This window comes from Burkholderia sp. L-4, assembly GCF_056856535.1.
The window spans coordinates 2,131,041-2,147,915 of record NZ_JBXEOX010000001.1; the positions used below are offsets into that span (position 1 = coordinate 2,131,041).

19 protein-coding genes are annotated in these 16,875 nt (G+C 68.8%); 5 read left to right on the forward strand and 14 right to left on the reverse strand.

Translation table 11 applies throughout. The features are described 5' to 3' along the window. Positions 1-29: 29 nt before the first annotated feature. Entirely contained in the window at positions 30-1,052 is a 1,023-nt protein-coding gene (locus AC1VVG_RS09880) for an asparaginase (protein WP_482835574.1), read from the reverse strand. Positions 1,053-1,323: 271 nt separating this feature from the next. Here AC1VVG_RS09880 and AC1VVG_RS09885 point away from each other — a divergent pair, with 271 nt between their 5' ends. From AC1VVG_RS09885 to AC1VVG_RS09895, 3 genes are all read left to right on the forward strand, one after another. After that, the gene (locus tag AC1VVG_RS09885; protein ID WP_011549641.1) at positions 1,324-1,614 is read left to right on the forward strand and encodes a PsiF family protein; all 291 of its coding nucleotides are present in this window, start codon (positions 1,324-1,326) and stop codon (positions 1,612-1,614) included. Positions 1,615-1,884: 270 nt separating this feature from the next. Beyond that, positions 1,885-2,334, forward strand: a complete 450-nt coding sequence (locus tag AC1VVG_RS09890) for a membrane protein (protein WP_034188692.1) — start codon at positions 1,885-1,887, stop codon at positions 2,332-2,334. Between the two features lie 231 nt (positions 2,335-2,565). Further along, positions 2,566-3,153, forward strand: coding sequence for a BPSL1445 family SYLF domain-containing lipoprotein (locus tag AC1VVG_RS09895; RefSeq protein ID WP_034188693.1), 588 nt, complete (start codon positions 2,566-2,568; stop codon positions 3,151-3,153). Between the two features lie 105 nt (positions 3,154-3,258). Here AC1VVG_RS09895 and AC1VVG_RS09900 read toward each other — a convergent pair whose 3' ends face one another. The 9 genes from AC1VVG_RS09900 to mltG form a co-directional block, all read right to left on the reverse strand. Further along, positions 3,259-4,323: a glycosyltransferase family 4 protein gene (locus tag AC1VVG_RS09900; RefSeq protein ID WP_034188694.1), complete on the reverse strand. Its 1,065-nt coding sequence runs from the start codon at positions 4,321-4,323 to the stop codon at positions 3,259-3,261. Positions 4,324-4,560: 237 nt separating this feature from the next. Further along, positions 4,561-5,736, reverse strand: coding sequence for an AAA family ATPase (locus AC1VVG_RS09905; protein ID WP_482835575.1), 1,176 nt, complete (start codon positions 5,734-5,736; stop codon positions 4,561-4,563). 44 nt (positions 5,737-5,780) lie between these two features. After that, positions 5,781-6,953: a mechanosensitive ion channel family protein gene (locus AC1VVG_RS09910; RefSeq protein ID WP_034188696.1), complete on the reverse strand. Its 1,173-nt coding sequence runs from the start codon at positions 6,951-6,953 to the stop codon at positions 5,781-5,783. Positions 6,954-7,042: 89 nt separating this feature from the next. Then, entirely contained in the window at positions 7,043-7,399 is a 357-nt protein-coding gene (locus AC1VVG_RS09915) for a Rap1a/Tai family immunity protein (RefSeq protein WP_006485939.1), read from the reverse strand. Between the two features lie 118 nt (positions 7,400-7,517). Next, positions 7,518-8,228 carry an ankyrin repeat domain-containing protein gene (locus AC1VVG_RS09920; RefSeq protein ID WP_034188697.1) on the reverse strand — a complete coding sequence of 237 codons (711 nt, stop codon included), beginning with the start codon at positions 8,226-8,228 and terminating at the stop codon, positions 7,518-7,520. A 45-nt stretch (positions 8,229-8,273) separates the two neighbouring features. Then, on the reverse strand, positions 8,274-9,053 hold the full coding sequence (locus tag AC1VVG_RS09925; protein WP_034188698.1) for a TatD family hydrolase: 780 nt from the start codon (positions 9,051-9,053) through the stop codon (positions 8,274-8,276). Between the two features lie 123 nt (positions 9,054-9,176). Continuing rightward, complete coding sequence (locus AC1VVG_RS09930) at positions 9,177-10,205, reverse strand: DNA polymerase III subunit delta' (protein ID WP_034188699.1); 1,029 nt, start codon at positions 10,203-10,205, stop codon at positions 9,177-9,179. Between the two features lie 19 nt (positions 10,206-10,224). Beyond that, complete coding sequence (tmk, locus tag AC1VVG_RS09935) at positions 10,225-10,845, reverse strand: dTMP kinase (RefSeq protein WP_034188700.1); 621 nt, start codon at positions 10,843-10,845, stop codon at positions 10,225-10,227. After that, positions 10,845-11,864 (reverse strand): endolytic transglycosylase MltG, encoded by a 1,020-nt coding sequence (mltG, locus tag AC1VVG_RS09940; protein WP_049030839.1) that lies wholly within the window; start codon positions 11,862-11,864, stop codon positions 10,845-10,847. The genes tmk and mltG overlap by 1 nt, the downstream gene beginning before the upstream one ends. Positions 11,865-11,941: 77 nt before the next feature. Here mltG and ygfZ point away from each other — a divergent pair, with 77 nt between their 5' ends. Together ygfZ and AC1VVG_RS09950 are read left to right on the forward strand one after the other, a co-directional pair. After that, positions 11,942-12,976 (forward strand): CAF17-like 4Fe-4S cluster assembly/insertion protein YgfZ, encoded by a 1,035-nt coding sequence (gene ygfZ, locus AC1VVG_RS09945; protein ID WP_482835576.1) that lies wholly within the window; start codon positions 11,942-11,944, stop codon positions 12,974-12,976. Between the two features lie 76 nt (positions 12,977-13,052). Further along, entirely contained in the window at positions 13,053-13,904 is an 852-nt protein-coding gene (locus AC1VVG_RS09950) for an NRDE family protein (RefSeq protein ID WP_034188703.1), read from the forward strand. A gap of 16 nt (positions 13,905-13,920) precedes the next feature. On the opposite strand, the gene AC1VVG_RS09955 is transcribed toward AC1VVG_RS09950, so the two are convergent. From AC1VVG_RS09955 to AC1VVG_RS09970, 4 genes are all read right to left on the reverse strand, one after another. Continuing rightward, entirely contained in the window at positions 13,921-14,361 is a 441-nt protein-coding gene (locus tag AC1VVG_RS09955) for a GNAT family N-acetyltransferase (RefSeq protein ID WP_059561686.1), read from the reverse strand. A gap of 39 nt (positions 14,362-14,400) precedes the next feature. Next, positions 14,401-15,360 (reverse strand): alpha/beta hydrolase, encoded by a 960-nt coding sequence (locus AC1VVG_RS09960; RefSeq protein ID WP_049034504.1) that lies wholly within the window; start codon positions 15,358-15,360, stop codon positions 14,401-14,403. Positions 15,361-15,516: 156 nt separating this feature from the next. After that, positions 15,517-15,996, reverse strand: coding sequence for a PaaI family thioesterase (locus tag AC1VVG_RS09965; RefSeq protein ID WP_034188705.1), 480 nt, complete (start codon positions 15,994-15,996; stop codon positions 15,517-15,519). Next, complete coding sequence (locus AC1VVG_RS09970; RefSeq protein WP_027787175.1) at positions 15,993-16,307, reverse strand: Dabb family protein; 315 nt, start codon at positions 16,305-16,307, stop codon at positions 15,993-15,995. Before AC1VVG_RS09970 ends, AC1VVG_RS09965 begins: the two co-directional genes overlap by 4 nt. Between the last annotated feature and the right edge of the window lie 568 nt (positions 16,308-16,875).

Sequence of the window (16,875 nt, forward strand, 5' to 3'; positions counted from 1 at the left end):
CCGCGCGCCGCCCGACCGGCCTGTCGCCGTTACAGCGTGTCGAATGCGCGCTGCAGCGCGTCGCGACCGACAATGCCGTTCGCGAGCACGAGCATCAGCAGCACGCGTGCCTTGAACGGATTCAGCGAGCCCGCGCTGACGAAACCGAGCGCATCGTCGCTCGCGGCGCCGTTGCGCATCACATGCCCCGACCCGACGCGCGACGCACGGACCACCGCCACGCCGGCCTTCACCGCATCGGCGAGCGCCGCCTGCAGCGTCGCATGGATCGACCCGTTGCCGGTGCCCGCGACGACGAGGCCGCGCACGCCGGCAGCCACGAGCGCGTCGACGGCCGTGCGCGTGACGCCCGCATAGCTCGCGACGACTTCGACGGGCGGCCACGCCGCGGCGATCGCCAGCTGCGAGTCGCGCGAACGCGTGACACGGCGCGCGAATTCGACGCGGCCGTCCTGCACCCAGCCGAGTGCGCCCAGTTCCGGCGACTGGAAGGCGTCGACCGCATAGGTGCTCGTCTTCACGACGTCGCGCGCGGCGTGGATCCGGTTGTTGAACGCGACCAGCACGCCTTGCCCGCGCGCGGCCGGATGGCCGGCCACCGTCACCGCGTTCAGCAGGTTGAGCGGGCCATCGGACGACAGCGCGGTCGCCGGCCGCATCGCGGCCGTCAGCACGACCGGCTTGTCGCCCGTCACGACCAGATGCAGCGCGTACGCGGTTTCCTCGAGCGTATCGGTGCCGTGCGTGATCACGATGCCGTCGATCGCCGGATCGGCCATCAGCGCGTCGATCCGCGCGGCAAGCGTGTTCCACAGCGGCAGCGCGAGATCCTTGCTGTCGATGCTGGCGATCTGCTCGGCGTCGATGCGCGCGACCGACGCGAGCGCCGGTACCGCGTCGACCAGGAAATTGACGCCGAGCGCGCCGGCCTGGTAGCCGGCCGTGCTGGCCGCGTCGGGCGCGGCGCCGGCGATCGTGCCGCCGGTAGCGAGCACGGCGATGCGCGGCAGCGCCGCCGCGGACGAAGGGGATGCGGGATTCGGAGTATTCATGGCCGCGATTGTAATGGCTCGCGGCCGGGATCCGGCAGGTTCCGGCGCGGCGGCCGATGCGGGCGGCCGCGCGTCATGGTTTGTCCCGATCGCCCGGTCGCGCGCGCGGTCAACGGCCGTGGCGTCCGCAACGTTATAGAAAGTGCCGTTGTGGTGTTTTCACATGGATTTGCCATAATCGGAGCGCACGGCGCGATGCGGCCCTATCCGCAACGCGGCGTGCTTCGTGACGGCGTCGATAACACGCAATTCACCCCATGGGAGTGTCGAAATGAAAATCCAATCGCTCGTAGCCGCAGTGCTGCTCGGCGGCATGCTGGCTTCCCCCGCATTCGCGGCGAACAGCCAGCAGGACAAGATGAAGGCCTGCAACACCCAGGCAGCCGGCAAGACGGGCGACGAACGCAAGGCGTTCATGAAGGACTGCCTGTCGGCGAAGCCCGCGAAGGCGATGACGCAGCAGGAAAAGATGAAGGCGTGCAACACGCAGGCCACCGGCAAGAAGGGCGACGACCGCAAGGCGTTCATGAAGAGCTGCCTGAGCAATCAGCCGGCCGCCTGAGTTCCGGCGCTCCCGTATCGAATGCCGCGCACCGCTTCGGCGGGCGCGGCATTTTTCGTTTTCGTTGCACGCGCATCGACATGCGCGGTTCCCCTCCGTCCTCCCCCTTCCCGCCCCGCTTTTCCGGCCCGCTGCCCAGGCACCGCCACATGGTGCGGCAATTCGCCGCGTTTTCTTCTATGATGGCTGCAACGCGGCCCACCCAAGTACAAGAAGCGCCATCGGGCCGCCCTCGAGACGGACGCGCACGCGCGTCAAACGGAGGCTTGGATGGCATGGAGACAACACCGCTGGTTCCGCCGCTGGCTGATCGTCATCGTGTTCTGGGCCGTGCCCGTCGCGATCGTCGCCGTGCGCGAGATCCGCGAGGAAATGGCCTACAACAAGGCGGACCTGCAGCTCGCGCTGACCACCTGGCAGCTCACTGAAGCCCAGCAAGCCGCCGGTGCCGCCGCGAAGTGCCACGGGGATCCTGACGAGGCGCGCGCGGCCGGCTGCCCGGCCGACGTGCTGGCCGCCAACGCGCCGCGCCAGCAGGCGGCCCGCGACGAATACGTGGTGCGCCGCAATACGCTCGCCGGCTACCTGTGGCATGCGTTCGTCGGCTACTGGGTCGTCCCGGCCGCGTTCCTGTTCGCATGCGGGGTCGTGATCGCGCTGATCCGCCGCGCGCTGCGCCGCCCGCCGATCAAGCCGCCCGTCCCGCCCGTCACGCATTGATGTGCGGCGCAAACGCCGCCCTCCCGTCGATCGATCGACCGCCGCCGTGCGCCGAATCCACCCGGCGCGCAGGCGCCGGTCCGTCCGTTGGCGCGCCGCGACACCCCCGCGCGATTTGACGCTTTTTCACGTGCCGACGAAAAGAGGCTGTAATCCGCTGTGTTATAACTGCCGACGTGATCCGCTCCATGAGCGAGACTCACTCCGAACATCATCCGATGGAGAAGAACGATGCAAAAACGGAATCTTGTGCTGAAAGCCGCCGCTGCGCTCATCGTCGGTAGCCTCGCGCTCACCGGTTGCACCACCACCCCGGACAAGCCGGACAACGCCGCCACCAACGCGTCGAAGCGCCAGTCGATCGACGCGAGCGTCGACGCCACGCTGTCGCGCATGTACTCGACGGTCAAGGGTTCCCGCGAACTCGTCGCGAAATCGCGCGGCGTGCTGGTCTTCCCCGACGTGATCCAGGCCGGCTTCATCGTCGGCGGCCAGTCGGGCAACGGCGCGCTGCGCGTCGGCGGCAGCACGGTCGGCTACTACAACACGTCGTCGCTGTCCGTCGGCCTGCAGGCCGGTGCGCAGTCGAAGGCGATCGTGTTCCTGTTCATGACGCAGGAAGCGCTCGACGAATTCCGCGGCTCGGACGGCTGGGCAGCCGGCGCCGGCGCTTCGGTCGCACTCGTGAAGATGGGCGCGAACGGCGCCGTCGACACGACCACGGCCACCGCGCCGGTCCAGGTCGTCGTGCTGACGAACGCGGGCCTGATGGGCGACGTGTCGATCAACGGCACGAAGGTCACGAAGCTCAAGATCTGACGCTGACGCACCGCCCGCGCGCGCCGCGCGCGGGCCATGCGCAAACGGCGATGTCCTTGCGGACATCGCCGTTTTTTCATCCGTCCGCGTGCCGCGTCGGCACGTTCAGGTCGTCGAGTCGATCACCTTGAAGCGCGAGCGTTTCTGCGCGCGGATCACCGACTGGTAGACGTCGACGTACTGCTGCGCCATCCGGCGCGACGTGAAGCGCTCCTCGAAGCGCTGCCGCACGCGCGCACGCGGCAGCAGGTGCAGCCGGTTCACGGCGGCCACCGCGCTGATTTCATCCTCGACGATGAACCCCGACACGCCCTCGTCCACCACCTCGGGCACCGCGCCGCGATTGAACGCGACCACCGGCGTGCCGCACGACATCGCCTCGATCATCACGAGGCCGAACGGCTCCGGCCAGTCGATCGGAAACAGCAGCGCATGCGCGCCCGACAGGAACTCGGCCTTCTGGTGATCGGCGATCTCGCCGATGTATTCGACGTGCGGCAGCGCGAACAGCGGCTTGATCTCGCGCTCGAAGTACTCCTGGTCGGCCGCGTCGATCTTCGCGGCGATCCGGATCGGCAGCCCGCACTGGCGCGCGATGCGGATCGCGGTATCGACGCGCTTTTCCGGCGAGATGCGGCCGAGGAACGCGAGATAACGCGGCTCGACCGGTTGTGGCATGTACAGCGTGTCGGGCAGCCCGTGATAGACGGTCGTCAGCCATTTCGCCTGCGGCAGCGGCTGGCGCTGCGAGTTCGAAATCGAGATCACCGGCGCCGTGTTGAACGTGTCGAACACCGGCTGCTGCTCGGGCAGGTCGAGCCGGCCGTGCAGCGTCGTCACGTACGGCGTTTCCTGCCGGTTGAAGACCGAGAACGAGTAGTAGTCCATGTGGAAATGGAGCACGTCGAAATCCTTCGCGCGGCGCGCGACCGTCTCCATCAGCAGCATGTGCGGGGCGACGCGGTCGCGGATCGACGAATCGAGCCGCAGCGCGCGCGGCCACACGGGCTCGAGCCGGGCCCGCGTCGTCGAGTCGCCGCTCGCGAACAGCGTCACGTCGTGGCCAAGCTCGACGAGCGCCTCGGTGATGTAGGACACGACGCGCTCGGTGCCGCCGTACAGCTTCGGCGGCACGGATTCGGTCAGCGGGGCGATCTGCGCAATTCTCATGGTCCACGTCTCCTGTGTCCTTCCCTGGCGGCCCGGCCGGCGGGCGATCGCGCATTGCGCGCGCCCGACCCTTGCAGCGCTGGCCGGCAAGGCGCCAGCCGCCTATCCCGACATTATTCGCGATCCCGCTGCCGGGAGCCGCCCGTCTTGCATTTTATGGGCGTTGTTACAGACAGGATACATTCCGTTCGCAGGGCAACCGCTTCCACCGCGCACGGCCGAATCGATCCGGCCCCGTCAACGCGACGGCCACTTCCAGGCCGGCAGGTCGCGCGTGTCGGCATCGACGAGCGCGGTCGCGCCGAGCTGCTTGTCGAGCACCAGCGATTCGCAGCCGGCCTCGCGCTCGAGCGTCGCGATCAGCCGCGCCGCGTGCGACACGACGAGCACCTGCGAGCGCCGCGCGGCCTGCGCGATCAGGCGGCCAAGCGCGGGCAGCAGATCGGGATGCAGGCTCGTCTCCGGTTCGTTCAGCACCATCAGCGCCGGCGGGCGCGGCGTCAGCAGCGCGGCCGCGAGCAGCAAGTAGCGCAGCGTGCCGTCGGACAGCTCGGCCGCCGCCAGCGGCCGCAGCAGCCCCGGCTGGCGCATCAGCACGTCGAACCGGCCGCGGCCGCCCGGATTGTCGATCTCGACCGACGCACCGGGAAACGCGTCGTCGATCGCCGCGTCGAGCGCGGCCGCGTCGCCGATTTCGCGGATCGTCTGCAGCGCGGCGGCGAGATCGGCGCCATCGTCCGCGAGCACCGGCGTGTGGGTGCCGATGTGCGACTGGCGCGCCGGCGCCTGCGCATCGGTCCGGAAATGGTCGTAGAAGCGCCACGAACGGATCCGCTCGCGTACCGCGATCATCTCGGGCGCGCCGGTCGGATCGGCGAATTCGGTCATCATGCTGTCGAAGCTCGCGACCGGCTGCGGAATCGCCCACCAGTCGCCCGACGCGGTGCGCGCGCGGATCTGCGCGCCCTGCCGGTCGACCAGCAGCGTCGACGGACGCGGCAGCGCGCCGGCCCAGATGCATTCGCGCTTGACCACCGGATCGAGCGCGAACTGCGAATGGCTCGCGACCGGCAGGCCGAGATCGATCGAATAACCGAAGTCGGCGCACGCGAAGCCGAGCTTCAGGCTCACGGGCCCCTTGCGCACCGTGCCCGTCACCGGCGCATCGCCGTCCAGCATCGCGCGCGAGAAGCGCTCGGGGCCGGCCCACAGCGTCGACGGCAACCCGCCCTCGCGGGCGAGCGACGGGATCACGCGGCCCTGCGCGGTGTCGGCGAGCAGCCGCAGCGCGCGGTACACGCTCGACTTGCCGCTGCCGTTCGGCCCCGTCACGACGTTGAGCGCCGCGAGCGGCACGATCAGCTCGCGCAGCGAGCGGTAATTGGCGATGGCAAGCGTCTTCAGTGCGGTCATGGGAAGAGGGGAATCCTCCGTGGCGGACAGGCGCCGGGCCACGCTCAGCGGCCGTCGACGGCCTGCGGATCGGCCGCGGTATTGGCCGCCGTGCTGGCGGCAGGCTGCCTCGCGTGCGGCCGTTCGGGATTCGGCGCGTCCGGCGCGGATTCGTGCGGATACAGCTCCATCCGGCTGCGCGGCAGGCATTGCGGGTAGCGGTCCTGCAGGTATGCGATCAACCCTTCGCGCACGCGGCAGCGCAGATCCCAGCACGACGACGCATCGGCCGCGCTGACGAGCGCGCGCAACTGCATCGTGCGCTCGGTCGCGTCGGTGACCTGCAGCACCTGCACGCGGCCGTCCCACTCGGGCGCCGCATGGACGAGCCGCGCGAGTTCCTCGCGCAGCGGCGCGAGCGGTGTCCGGTAGTCGACCGACAGGTAGACCGTGCCGATGATTTCCGAACTGCTGCGCGTCCAGTTCGTGAACGGGTTCTCGATGATCCATTGCAGCGGCACGACGAGGCGCCGCTGATCCCACAACCGCACCGACACGAACGAGCCGGTGATTTCCTCGATGCGCCCCCACTCGCCCTGGATCACGACCACGTCGTCGAGCCGGATCGGCTGCGTGAGCGCGATCTGCAGCCCGGCGATCAGGTTGCCGAGCACCGGCCGCGCGGCGATACCGGCGACCAGCCCCGCGACGCCGGCCGACGCCAGCAGGCTCGCGCCCACCTGACGCACGTTCGGGAACGTCATCAGCGCGGCGCCGGTGCCGATGATCACGATCAGCACCATCACGGTCCGCACGAGCACCTTGGCCTGCGTATGGATGCGCCGCGCCTGCAGGTTGTCGGCCGTATCGATCGGATGGGCCCGGATGATCGCGTCGCCGACGCCGGCCGCGAGCCGCACCAGCAGCCACGTGAGCGACACGATCGAGCCGACCGCGGCCGCGGTGCGCATGCCGCGCACGAACGACATGCCGTCGTCCGCCTGGACCCACACGAACTCGAGCGCCAGCAGCGTGAGCACGACGAGCGACGGCTTGTCGATGTAGCGCAGGATCGCGCTCATCAGCGGATACGGCTGCGCGACGCGCTTGACGATGCGTGCGCCGAGGCGGTGCACGACCGCGACGACCAGCATGACGATGACCGACACGGCCAGCGTGCCGAGCCACGCATGCAGCGGCGCATCGGCGATGCGCTGCAGTTCCTCGATTGAAATCATCGGCGCCCTTGGGTGATGAGGCGTGCAGCCTCGTCCTGGGATGCGTCGGCGACGTCCGGGCCGCGCATGCGCCCGGACACGGCGTCAGGTCAGTTGCCGCTCCTGCACGGAAACGCCTTGCCGAGACCGAGCGACACGGCGGTGCTCGCGTTGTAGTCGGCCAGCTTCGGATTTTCCGCGATGTACTTGCGCACCGCGTCGGTCATCTGCTGCGCCCGGATGTCGGGCGGCAGGCAGAAATACTGGCCGACGCGCGGCCCCGTGGTGCCGCCGATCGCGTCGATCGTGTTGTAGACGCCGTCGGCGGCGCCTTCGATATAGGCCGCGCACGACGCCCGCGACTTCACGTCCGTCTTCGCGCACAGCCGGTCGAGATCCGCGCCCGTGAAAGCCGCCGCCGACAACGGCACGGCAAACGCCGCGGCACAAAACATTGCGCGCAACATGGTGTTCCTTATATCAATGCGGCCCGAGGCCGCCTGCTGCCTTGGCCGGCGCGGCGCCGGGCACCCTGCTCCGGCCGGAATCCGGCCGGCCGGGCACACCGTCCCGCACCGAAAACCGTCATTTTGCACTCTTTTGCGCATCTGCCGGCGTCGCCGCACCAATGCGCGTCGTCCGCTTGCTCAGGATCTCGATCGCGTCCGGCGCGTTGTAGTGCTTCGCGAACTCGAGCGCGGTGATGCCGAGCTGGTTCTTGACCTGCGGATCGGCGCCCTGGTCGAGCAGCAGCGTGACCGTCGACGCATGGTTGCCGCGCGCGGCCATCATCAGCGGGGTCGTGCCGTTCGGTGACGCCGTGTCGATGTAGGCATCGTGGTCGAGCAGCAGCTTCACGACCGCGTCCTGGCCGTTGGTCGCCGCGTAGTGCAGCGGCGCCCAGCCCTTCTTGCTGACTTCCGCGCCCTTGTCGATCAGCAGCTTCGCGAGGCCCAGGTCGCCGTTCAGCGACGCGAGCATCAGCGCGTTCTCGCCGGCCTTGTCTTCCTTCTCGAGGTCGACGTTCGGCGTCGTCGCGATCGCGGCCGCGACCTTGTCCGACTTCTCGCGCGCGGCGATCACCAGGATCGGATCGCCGTTCGGCGCGAGCGTGTTCGGGTCGAGCTTGCCGCTCTTGAGCTGCTTGCCGATGTCGGCGATGTCGTCGAACTTGACGGCCTTGACGATCGCGTCGAGCGACTCGGCATGCGCGCCGGCGGCGGCGAACAGGCCGCTCGCGACCAGCGCGGCGGCAACGAGGGCGCGTTTGGGCAGATGATTGGTCGGTTTCGTCATTGTTGTGGGCTCCTTCCCTGGGTTGTGTCGGCTGCGCGCACGTCGTTAGCGGGCGATCTTGAACAGCCGGAAAAAGTTCTGCGTCGTCGCATCGGCGAGCGCCTCGACGGCCATCCCGCGTTCGGATGCGATAAAGCGTCCGACATGGCTGACGTACGCAGGTTCATTCGGCTTGCCGCGATACGGCACCGGCGCGAGGTACGGCGAGTCGGTCTCGATCAGCAGCCGGTCGAGCGGCACGCGCCGCGCGACGTCCTGCACGTCGGTCGCGTTCTTGAACGTGACGATGCCCGACAACGAGATATGGAAGTTCTGCGCGAGCGCCTGCTCGGCGACGGACCACGGCTCGGTGAAGCAGTGCATCACGCCGCCGGGCACGTCGGCCCGCTCCTCGGCCATGATCCGCAGCGTGTCTTCCGACGACGCGCGCGTATGGATGATCAGCGGCTTCATCGTCGCGGTCGCCGCGCGGATGTGCGTGCGAAAGCGTTCGCGCTGCCATTCCATGTCGGCGATCGAGCGGCCTTCGAGGCGGTAGTAGTCGAGGCCCGTTTCGCCGATCGCGACGACCTTCGGGTGCGCGGCCAGCTCGACGAGCTCCGCGAGCGTCGGCTCGCGCGCGTCCTCGTGATCGGGATGCACGCCGACCGACGCGTAGACGTTGTCGTGCGCGTCGGCGATCGCGAGCACGTCGGGCAGCGTCTCGAAATCGACGGACACGCACAGCGCGTGCGTGACGTCATGCTCGCGCATGTTCTCGAGAACGGCCGGCAGGCGGTCGGCCAGGCCCTTGAAATTGATGTGGCAGTGAGAGTCGACGAACATCGTGTTTCCTGAATACGTAAGACGCGCGCTCACGCGCTCGCCGGCATGCGGCGACGGGCCGCGTCGCCGAGTGGTCCGTTCGATCCGTTCACCATTTCGCAACCCACGGGAAGCAATGCCGGATCACGCGAACATTTCCCGATATCCGAGAAACAATTCCTCGAATACGAGCCGTGCATTGAGCGGATGGTTCTCGACCGTCCGCTGCCGCGTCACGGCTTTCATGAACCGCGCGAACGCGTTCGCGTCGACCGCCTCCGCGCAACGCGCGAGCGCCGCCGCGTGCATCGGGAAGTAGCGCGGCGCGCCGGCCATCCGCTGCGCGAGCAGATCGTACAACCAACGCTGCAGCCAGCCGAGCACCAGCGGCACCGGCAGCTTCTGCAGCGTCTCGCCGCACGCGAACGGATCGCATCCGGCACCGGCCGCGAGCTGCCCGAGCGTGTAGTCGCGCAGCGGGCGGTTCTCGTCGCTCGCGAGCGCCAGCGCGGCGAGCGGCGCGCCGCCGGCTTCCGCGAGCAGCGCGCGGGCGTGGTCGACGCCCTGCGCCGCGAGCCATGTCTCGGCCGCGTCGGGCGCCGGCACCGTCATCGGCCACTGCCGGCAGCGGCTGATGATGGTCGGCAGCAGGCGATCGATGCGTGCCGACACCAGCAGGAACACGACGCCGGACGGCGGCTCCTCCAGCGTCTTCAGCAGCGCGTTCGACGCGGCGACGTTGAGCGCCTCGGCCGGATACAGCACGACGACGCGCGCGCCGCCGCGGTGCGAGCCGACCCCGCAGAAGTCCAGCAGCGCGCGCACCTGCTCGATCTTGATTTCCTTGCTCGGCGCACGCGTCTTCTTGCCGCCTTCGTCCGCGTCGGCCGGCTTCGCGTCGTCCGCGGCGCCCGGCGCTTCGCCCGCCAGCGCCTCGGGCAGCACGATCCGGTAGTCCGGATGGTTGCCCTGCGAGAACCACGTGCAGGCCGCGCAGGTGCCGCACGGCTCGCCGTTCGGCCGCGGCGATTCGCACAGGAAGCCCTGCGCGAGATGCTGCGCGAACTGCAGCTTGCCGATCCCGGCCTGGCCGTGCAGCAGCAGCGCATGCGGCCATTGCGCGCGCAGCTGCTGCAGGCGGTTCCAGTCGTCGGTCTGCCACGGATAGATCATGTGGTGCGTTCCTTGCGGGTTACAGCGCGGCGAGCACGCGTTCGAGCTGCTGGCGGATCTCGGGAATCGACTGCGTCGCGTCGACGATCGCGAAACGGTGCGGCGCCTCTTCCGCGCGCCGCAGGTATTCGCCGCGCGTACGCGAGAAGAACGCGTCCGATTCGCTTTCGAACTTGTCGGGCATGCGCGCGGCGCCACGGCGCTCGCTCGCGACGTGCGGCGCGACGTCGAACAGCACCGTGAGGTCGGGCTGGAAGCCGCCCTGCACCCAGCGCTCAAGCGTTTCGAGCTTGTCGCGCGGCAGCCCGCGGCCGCCGCCCTGGTACGCGAACGTCGCGTCGGTGAAGCGGTCGGACACGACCCAGTCGCCGCGCGCGAGCGCCGGCTCGATCACGAGCGCGAGATGCTCGCGGCGCGCGGCGAACATCAGCAGCGCTTCCGTCTCGAGGTCCATCGGCTGGTTCAGCAGGATCTCGCGCAGTTTCTCGCCGAGCTGCGTGCCGCCCGGCTCGCGGGTGACGACGACCTGCCGGCCGGCCGCGGCCAGCTTGCCCTGGAGCCGTTCGCAGAACCATTGCAGGTGGGTGGTCTTCCCCGCCCCGTCGATGCCTTCGAACGTGATGAATTTACCGCTCGCCATTATTGACCTCGTATGTACTTGTCCACGGCCTTGTTGTGATCGCCCAGCGTGTCCGAGAACACGCTCGTGCCGTCGCCCTTCGCGACGAAATAGAGCGCGCTCGTCGGTGCCGGATTGATCGCCGCCTGCAGCGCGGCGACACCCGGCAACGCGATCGGCGTCGGCGGCAGGCCGCGTCGCGTGTAGGTATTGTAAGGAGTGTCGGCCTGCAGGTCGCGCTTGCGCAGGCGGCCGTCGTACGCGTCGCCGAGCCCGTAGATCACCGACGGATCGGTCTGCAGCGGCATGCCGATGCGCAGCCGGTTCGCGAACACGGCCGCGACGAACGCGCGGTCGGCCGCGTGGCCCGTTTCCTTCTCGACGATCGATGCGATCGTCAGCGCTTCGTAAGGCGACTTGTACGGCAGCCCCGGCACGCGGGCGGCCCACGCCTCGTCGAGACGCGTCTGCATCAGGTGATACGCGCGCCGGTAGATGTTCAGGTCGCTCGTGCCCTTGTCGAACAGGTAGGTATCGGGGAAGAACAGCCCCTCGCCGCTGCCGCGCTGCACGGCGCTGTCCGATGCGCCGATCGCACGCAGCAGCTCGGCGTCGCTCATGCCGGCCGTCGAGTGCGTCAGGTCGGGATTCGCATCGAGTTCCGCGCGCATCCGCTTGAAGGTCCAGCCTTCGATGACCGTCGCGACGTACTCGTTCACGTCGCCGCGCGCGATCTTCTGCAGCACCTCGTAAGGCGTGATGCCGGTCTTGAATTCGTAGTTGCCGGACTTGAGCCGGCTCGACAGCCCGAGCACGCGCGTCATCGCGACGAACCCGAACGGTTCGACCGGCACGCCGCCGCGCTTGAGCTGCAGCGCGACGCTCTTCACGGTGCTGCGCGGCTTGATCGTGACGTCGAGCGATGCCGAGCCCAGCAGCAGCGGCCGGGTCGCCCAGTAATACCCGCCGCCCGCGCCGGCAGCGGCCACAACGACGGCCAGCGCCACGATCGTCGCGGCGCATTTCTTCAGTAGGGACATGGAAACGTGACTCAGGTAAGACCCATATAATACTTGCTCGCCTTCGTCAAAGTCAGGGTTGACTGTTCCCTCATTCCATGAGCACACCGTTCGCTTCACCGGCTGCCCAGGCCGCATCTGCCTCGCTCCCCGTTTTCCCCCGCCCGTCCGCCGCCGATTTCGACGCGCCGGGCGCCTGCATGCCGCTGCCGCAGTTCGGCGTGATCGACGTGGCCGGCGACGACGCCGCGACGTTCCTGCACAGCCAGCTGACCAACGACATCGAGCACCTCGATGCCGCGAGCGCGCGGCTGTCCGGCTATTGCTCGCCGAAGGGGCGCCTGCTGGGGTCGTTCCTCGCCTGGCGCGCCGGCCACGACGTGCGCCTGCTCGTGTCGAAGGACGTGCAGGCGGCCGTGCAGAAGCGGCTGTCGATGTTCGTGCTGCGCGCGAAGGCGAAGCTCACCGATGCAAGCGACACGCTCGCGGTGGCCGGCTTCACGGGCGACGTACGCGACGCGCTGTCGGGCATCTTCGACGCGCTGCCGGACGGCGTGCACGTGAAGGTCGACGGCCCGGCCGGCGCGCTGATCCGCGTGCCCGACGCTGCCGGCCGCAAGCGCTATCTGTGGATCGGCCCGCGCGCCGAGGTCGACGCGCGCCTCGCGGCGCTCGCCGGCACGCTGCCGGTCGTGTCGCCGGCCGTGTGGGACTGGCTCGACATTCGCGCGGGCGAGCCGCGCATCACGCAGCCGGCCGTCGAACAGTTCGTGCCGCAGATGGTCAACTTCGACGTGATCGGTGCCGTTAACTTCAGGAAAGGGTGCTACCCGGGCCAGGAAGTCGTCGCGCGCAGCCAGTACCGCGGCACGATCAAGCGCCGCACCGCGCTCGCGCACGTCGCCGGCGACATCGATACCGTGCATGCCGGCGTCGAGCTGTTCCACAGCGACGATCCCGGCCAGCCGTGCGGGATGATCGTCAACGCGGCGGCCGCGCCCGCCGGCGGCGTCGACGCGCTCATCGAGATCAAGCTCGCCGCGCTCGACAACGGCACGGTGCACGTCGGTTCGGCCGACGGCCCGGCGCTCGCGTTCGACGCGCTGCCGTACGCATGGCCGACGGAAGCGTGACGCACTGACAACCCATTCGGGCGCCGGCTCGCGAGTCGCAGCCGGCGCCCGATGTTTCCTGCGAGAGATTCGCCCGATGTGTCTGATTGCCTTCGACTGGCAGCCTGATGCCGCCGCCGGTCCCGTCTTTACCCTCGCCGCCAACCGCGACGAGTTCTTTCGCCGGACCAGCGCGCCGCTCTCGTGGTGGGAAGATGTGCCGGGCGTCCTTGCCGGCCGCGATCTCGAAGCGGGCGGCACGTGGCTCGGCGTCTCGCGCGACGGCCGGTTCGCCGCGCTGACGAACTACCGCGCGCCGTTCGACATCCGCGCGGGCGCACCGACCCGCGGCAAGCTCGTGTCCGATTTCCTCGGCGGCCCGCCCGTCGCGCCGCTCGAGTATCTCGGGCAGCTTGCCGAGCATGCGGCCGTCTACAACGGCTTCAACCTGCTCGTCGGCGACTGGCGGCGGCGCGAACTCGCGTGGTTCTGCAACCGTGCGCCCGAAGGTGAAAGCCGGGTCGCCGCGCCGGTCGCGGTCACGCCCGGCGTGCATGCGCTGTCGAATGCGCGGCTCGATACGCCCTGGCCGAAAGTCGTGCGCAAGCGCGCGGAACTCGGCACGCTGCTCACCGACGATCCGACCCCGCCGCTCGACGAACTGATTGCGCTGATGCGCGATCCGCACGTCGCGGACGACGACGCGCTGCCGCACACCGGCATCCCGATCGAGCGCGAGCGTGCGCTGTCGGCCGCGTTCATCGAGACGCCCGAATACGGCACGCGCGGCACGACCGCGCTGCGCGTCACGATGAAGGAAGGCGTGCGGCTGACGGTGGAGATCAAGGAGCGCTGCGACGACGACGGTTCGCACCGTACCGTGCGGCCGGGTTCGTTCGAGCGCGCGTTGACGTTCGACATCGACGTGGCGTCGGCACGGCCGCGCTGAACGCGCGCCTTTCGCGCTACGGCGCGCGCGTCATCTCGACATGCGGCACGCCGGCCTCGACGAACGGTTCGCCGACCGCCGCGAAGCCGTGCCGCACATAGAACGCCACCGCCGAATCCTGCGCATACAGCCGCACGGCGGCTTCGCCGCGCCGCCGCGCGGCCTCCAGCAGCGCGTTCAGCACGGCCGACCCGACGCCCTGCCCGCGCGCGTCGGCCAGCACCGCAACGCGGCCGATCGTACCCGACGGCAACAACCGTCCCGTCGCGACCGCACGGCGCGTGCCGGTTACCGCGTCGACCCGGTACGCGACCGCATGCAGCGACAGCGGATCGTCGTCGTCGAGTTCCCATTCCGGCGGAATCTGCTGCTCGCGCACGAACACCGCGTCGCGAATCCGCGCGGCGTCGCCGCCCAATACCGCCCAGTCGCCCGTTTCCACCACGCCGTCCGTCATCGCAGCCTCCCTGCGACGCGCGCCTTCGGGCGCTCGCCGTCAAATGTCGTCGAATGCGGCCTTCAGCGCCGCGACCGCATCGCCATGCGCGGCCCGCACCTCGGGCACGTAACCGCCCATCTTGAAGAATTCGTGAATCATCCCCGGATAGCAGACCAGCGTGACCGCATTGCCGGCCGCGCGCAGCTTGTCCGCGTACGCGGCCCCCTCGTCGCTCAGCGGATCGTATTCGGCCGTCGCGATCCACGCCGGCGCGACGCCCGCGAACGACGGCGCGCCGCGCGTGCCGTCGAGCGGCGCGAAGCGCCAGTCGTCGCGATCCGCCGGATCACGCACGTATTGCGTGAAGAACCACTGGATCGTGTCCTGCGTCAGCAGGTAGCCGTTCGCGAGCCGCGCGTGCGATGCGGTGTCCTGGTAACCCGTCACGCCCGGATAGATCAGCATCTGCAGTGCCAGGCGGATGCCCGCATCGCGCGCGAGCACCGCGCAGACGGTGGCAAGCGTGCCGCCCGCGCTGTCGCCGCCGACCGCCAGCCGTGCGGCGTCGATGCCGAACGTGGCGGCTTCGCGATGGAGCCACCGCAACGCGTCGTCGGCGTCGTTCACCGCGGTCGGAAACCGGTGCTCGGGCGCGAGCCGGTAATCGACCGACAGCACCGCGCACTGCGCATCGCGCGCGAACATCCGGCACAGCGCATCGTGCGTGTCGACGCTGCCGACCGTGAAGCCGCCGCCGTGGTAGTAGACGAGCGCGGGCAACGGCTCCGCGAGGCTCGGCGCGACCGGCAGGTACAGCCGCGCACCGATCGTGCGGCCGTCGCGCGTCGGCACGACGCACGCCTCCACCGCATGCATCGGCGCCGGCGCGACATCGAGGATCGGCGCGCTCTTCTCGTACGCGGCGCGCGCCTGCTGCGGCGTCTGGTGGTGATAGGACGGGCGTTTCGCGCGCTCGATCATGTCGAGCACCTGGGCGATCTTCGGATTCAGCGGCATCGGGGAAAACAGCGCCTGCGCGGCGCCGTGAACGGACAAGCGTGCATGATGCCACGCCCGAATCAGGCAGGCGTGACGCGCGATGTGCCGGCTTTCCGTGCCGCCAAACGGAACGGCCCTGCCTCGACCAGCAGACCGGGCCGTGCGCCCGGGGGCCTACGCGTCGCTCGGGCCGGGCTGGGCGTCCGGCGCGGTGCGCGAACGCTGCCGCTTGATGTCGCGACCGACCGCGAGCCGCCGCATGTACTTGAACGTGCCGAGCGCCTTCGCGACGAAATTGCCGTCGCTGTCGCGCACTTCGCCTTCGCAGTAGGCCATCGTCGTCGAGCGGTGCATCACACGCCCATAGGCACGCAACTCGCCGCGCCCCGGCTGCATGAAGTTCACCTTCATCTCGACCGTGACGACGCCAACGCCGTCGTCGGTCAGGCTGCGCGCCGCCATCGCGAGCGCGATGTCGGAAAGCGTCATCGTCACGCCGCCGTGCGCGATGCTCCACGTGTTCATGTGCCGCTCCTCGAGCGGCAGCACGATCTCGCTCGCCCCATCCTTCGCGGACACGAGCTGCACGCCGAGCAGGTCGACGAACGGGCTTTCGATCGACGGGCCGTCCGTCGGGGTTGCCGCGTCGCTCATCGTGCGCTGTCGACGATGTAGTCGACGCACTCGCGCGATTCGGCGACCGCGACGACGAATTTCTTCACTTCCTGGTGGACCGGGTGCACCTGGTACGCGTCGAGCGCGGCCTTGTCCGCGAAATCGGATACGAGCACGATGTCCGCGGTCGCGTCGAGGCCCGGCGTCGCCACGCCGACGTCGATCTGCAAGGTGCCTGGTACGAGGTCACGGCAGCCTTCGAGCTTTTCCTTCAGCTTCAGCGCGTTCTGTGCGCGCGTCGCGCCTTCGGCCGATTCCTTCAACTTCCACATGACGATATGTCTGATCACTTCGTTCGCTCCAGTTCGTGTTGGTTCGGCTATTTTCCGCAAACCCTTGCCAGCCAGGCACCTTGCACCCTTCCACCGTTCGCCCGCGTTCGCTGAAAATCGCGTCCAGTCAAGGAAAAGGGTATTAGTTCGATCATCCGACGACGATCCCCATTTTCAACGTGCCGCCTCCCGTCATCAAGCTCCGACAAGCAAAGGCAGGCGACAAGCCTACCAAACTTACCGAAGCCAATGGACCGTATCTGCAGGTGAATCCGCGCGACTCCGAGCTCCGGCGATACCCTGCGCGACAGGAAGTGAAATTCCCGGGATGTCTCGACGATCCAACCAATCTTCCAACGCAGGGGGATTGGCGCAACATCCTTATCGGAAAACATTCCGAAGCCGCGATCGAAAAAACGATGACATTGCATTCGCACCGCACTTAACAAGCTCGTTCACCACAATGATATTGAAGTAAACGCAGAGGACTGGCATTGCATAGTTGCTGAAGCAACTGTGCCGATGTCTATGCTCGCCATCCTGCAACAGGCCGTCACCCCCGATGGGCGACATCGTGAGCAACGAA

Coding starts and splice junctions, on each gene's coding strand:
- AC1VVG_RS09880 (WP_482835574.1), bottom strand. CDS start 1,052: ATGAATACTCCGAATCCCGCATCCCCTTCGTCCGCGGCGGCGCTGCCG.
- AC1VVG_RS09885 (WP_011549641.1), top strand. CDS start 1,324: ATGAAAATCCAATCGCTCGTAGCCGCAGTGCTGCTCGGCGGCATGCTG.
- AC1VVG_RS09890 (WP_034188692.1), top strand. CDS start 1,885: ATGGCATGGAGACAACACCGCTGGTTCCGCCGCTGGCTGATCGTCATC.
- AC1VVG_RS09895 (WP_034188693.1), top strand. CDS start 2,566: ATGCAAAAACGGAATCTTGTGCTGAAAGCCGCCGCTGCGCTCATCGTC.
- AC1VVG_RS09900 (WP_034188694.1), bottom strand. CDS start 4,323: ATGAGAATTGCGCAGATCGCCCCGCTGACCGAATCCGTGCCGCCGAAG.
- AC1VVG_RS09905 (WP_482835575.1), bottom strand. CDS start 5,736: ATGACCGCACTGAAGACGCTTGCCATCGCCAATTACCGCTCGCTGCGC.
- AC1VVG_RS09910 (WP_034188696.1), bottom strand. CDS start 6,953: ATGATTTCAATCGAGGAACTGCAGCGCATCGCCGATGCGCCGCTGCAT.
- AC1VVG_RS09915 (WP_006485939.1), bottom strand. CDS start 7,399: ATGTTGCGCGCAATGTTTTGTGCCGCGGCGTTTGCCGTGCCGTTGTCG.
- AC1VVG_RS09920 (WP_034188697.1), bottom strand. CDS start 8,228: ATGACGAAACCGACCAATCATCTGCCCAAACGCGCCCTCGTTGCCGCC.
- AC1VVG_RS09925 (WP_034188698.1), bottom strand. CDS start 9,053: ATGTTCGTCGACTCTCACTGCCACATCAATTTCAAGGGCCTGGCCGAC.
- AC1VVG_RS09930 (WP_034188699.1), bottom strand. CDS start 10,205: ATGATCTATCCGTGGCAGACCGACGACTGGAACCGCCTGCAGCAGCTG.
- tmk (WP_034188700.1), bottom strand. CDS start 10,845: ATGGCGAGCGGTAAATTCATCACGTTCGAAGGCATCGACGGGGCGGGG.
- mltG (WP_049030839.1), bottom strand. CDS start 11,864: ATGTCCCTACTGAAGAAATGCGCCGCGACGATCGTGGCGCTGGCCGTC.
- ygfZ (WP_482835576.1), top strand. CDS start 11,942: ATGAGCACACCGTTCGCTTCACCGGCTGCCCAGGCCGCATCTGCCTCG.
- AC1VVG_RS09950 (WP_034188703.1), top strand. CDS start 13,053: ATGTGTCTGATTGCCTTCGACTGGCAGCCTGATGCCGCCGCCGGTCCC.
- AC1VVG_RS09955 (WP_059561686.1), bottom strand. CDS start 14,361: ATGACGGACGGCGTGGTGGAAACGGGCGACTGGGCGGTATTGGGCGGC.
- AC1VVG_RS09960 (WP_049034504.1), bottom strand. CDS start 15,360: ATGCCGCTGAATCCGAAGATCGCCCAGGTGCTCGACATGATCGAGCGC.
- AC1VVG_RS09965 (WP_034188705.1), bottom strand. CDS start 15,996: ATGAGCGACGCGGCAACCCCGACGGACGGCCCGTCGATCGAAAGCCCG.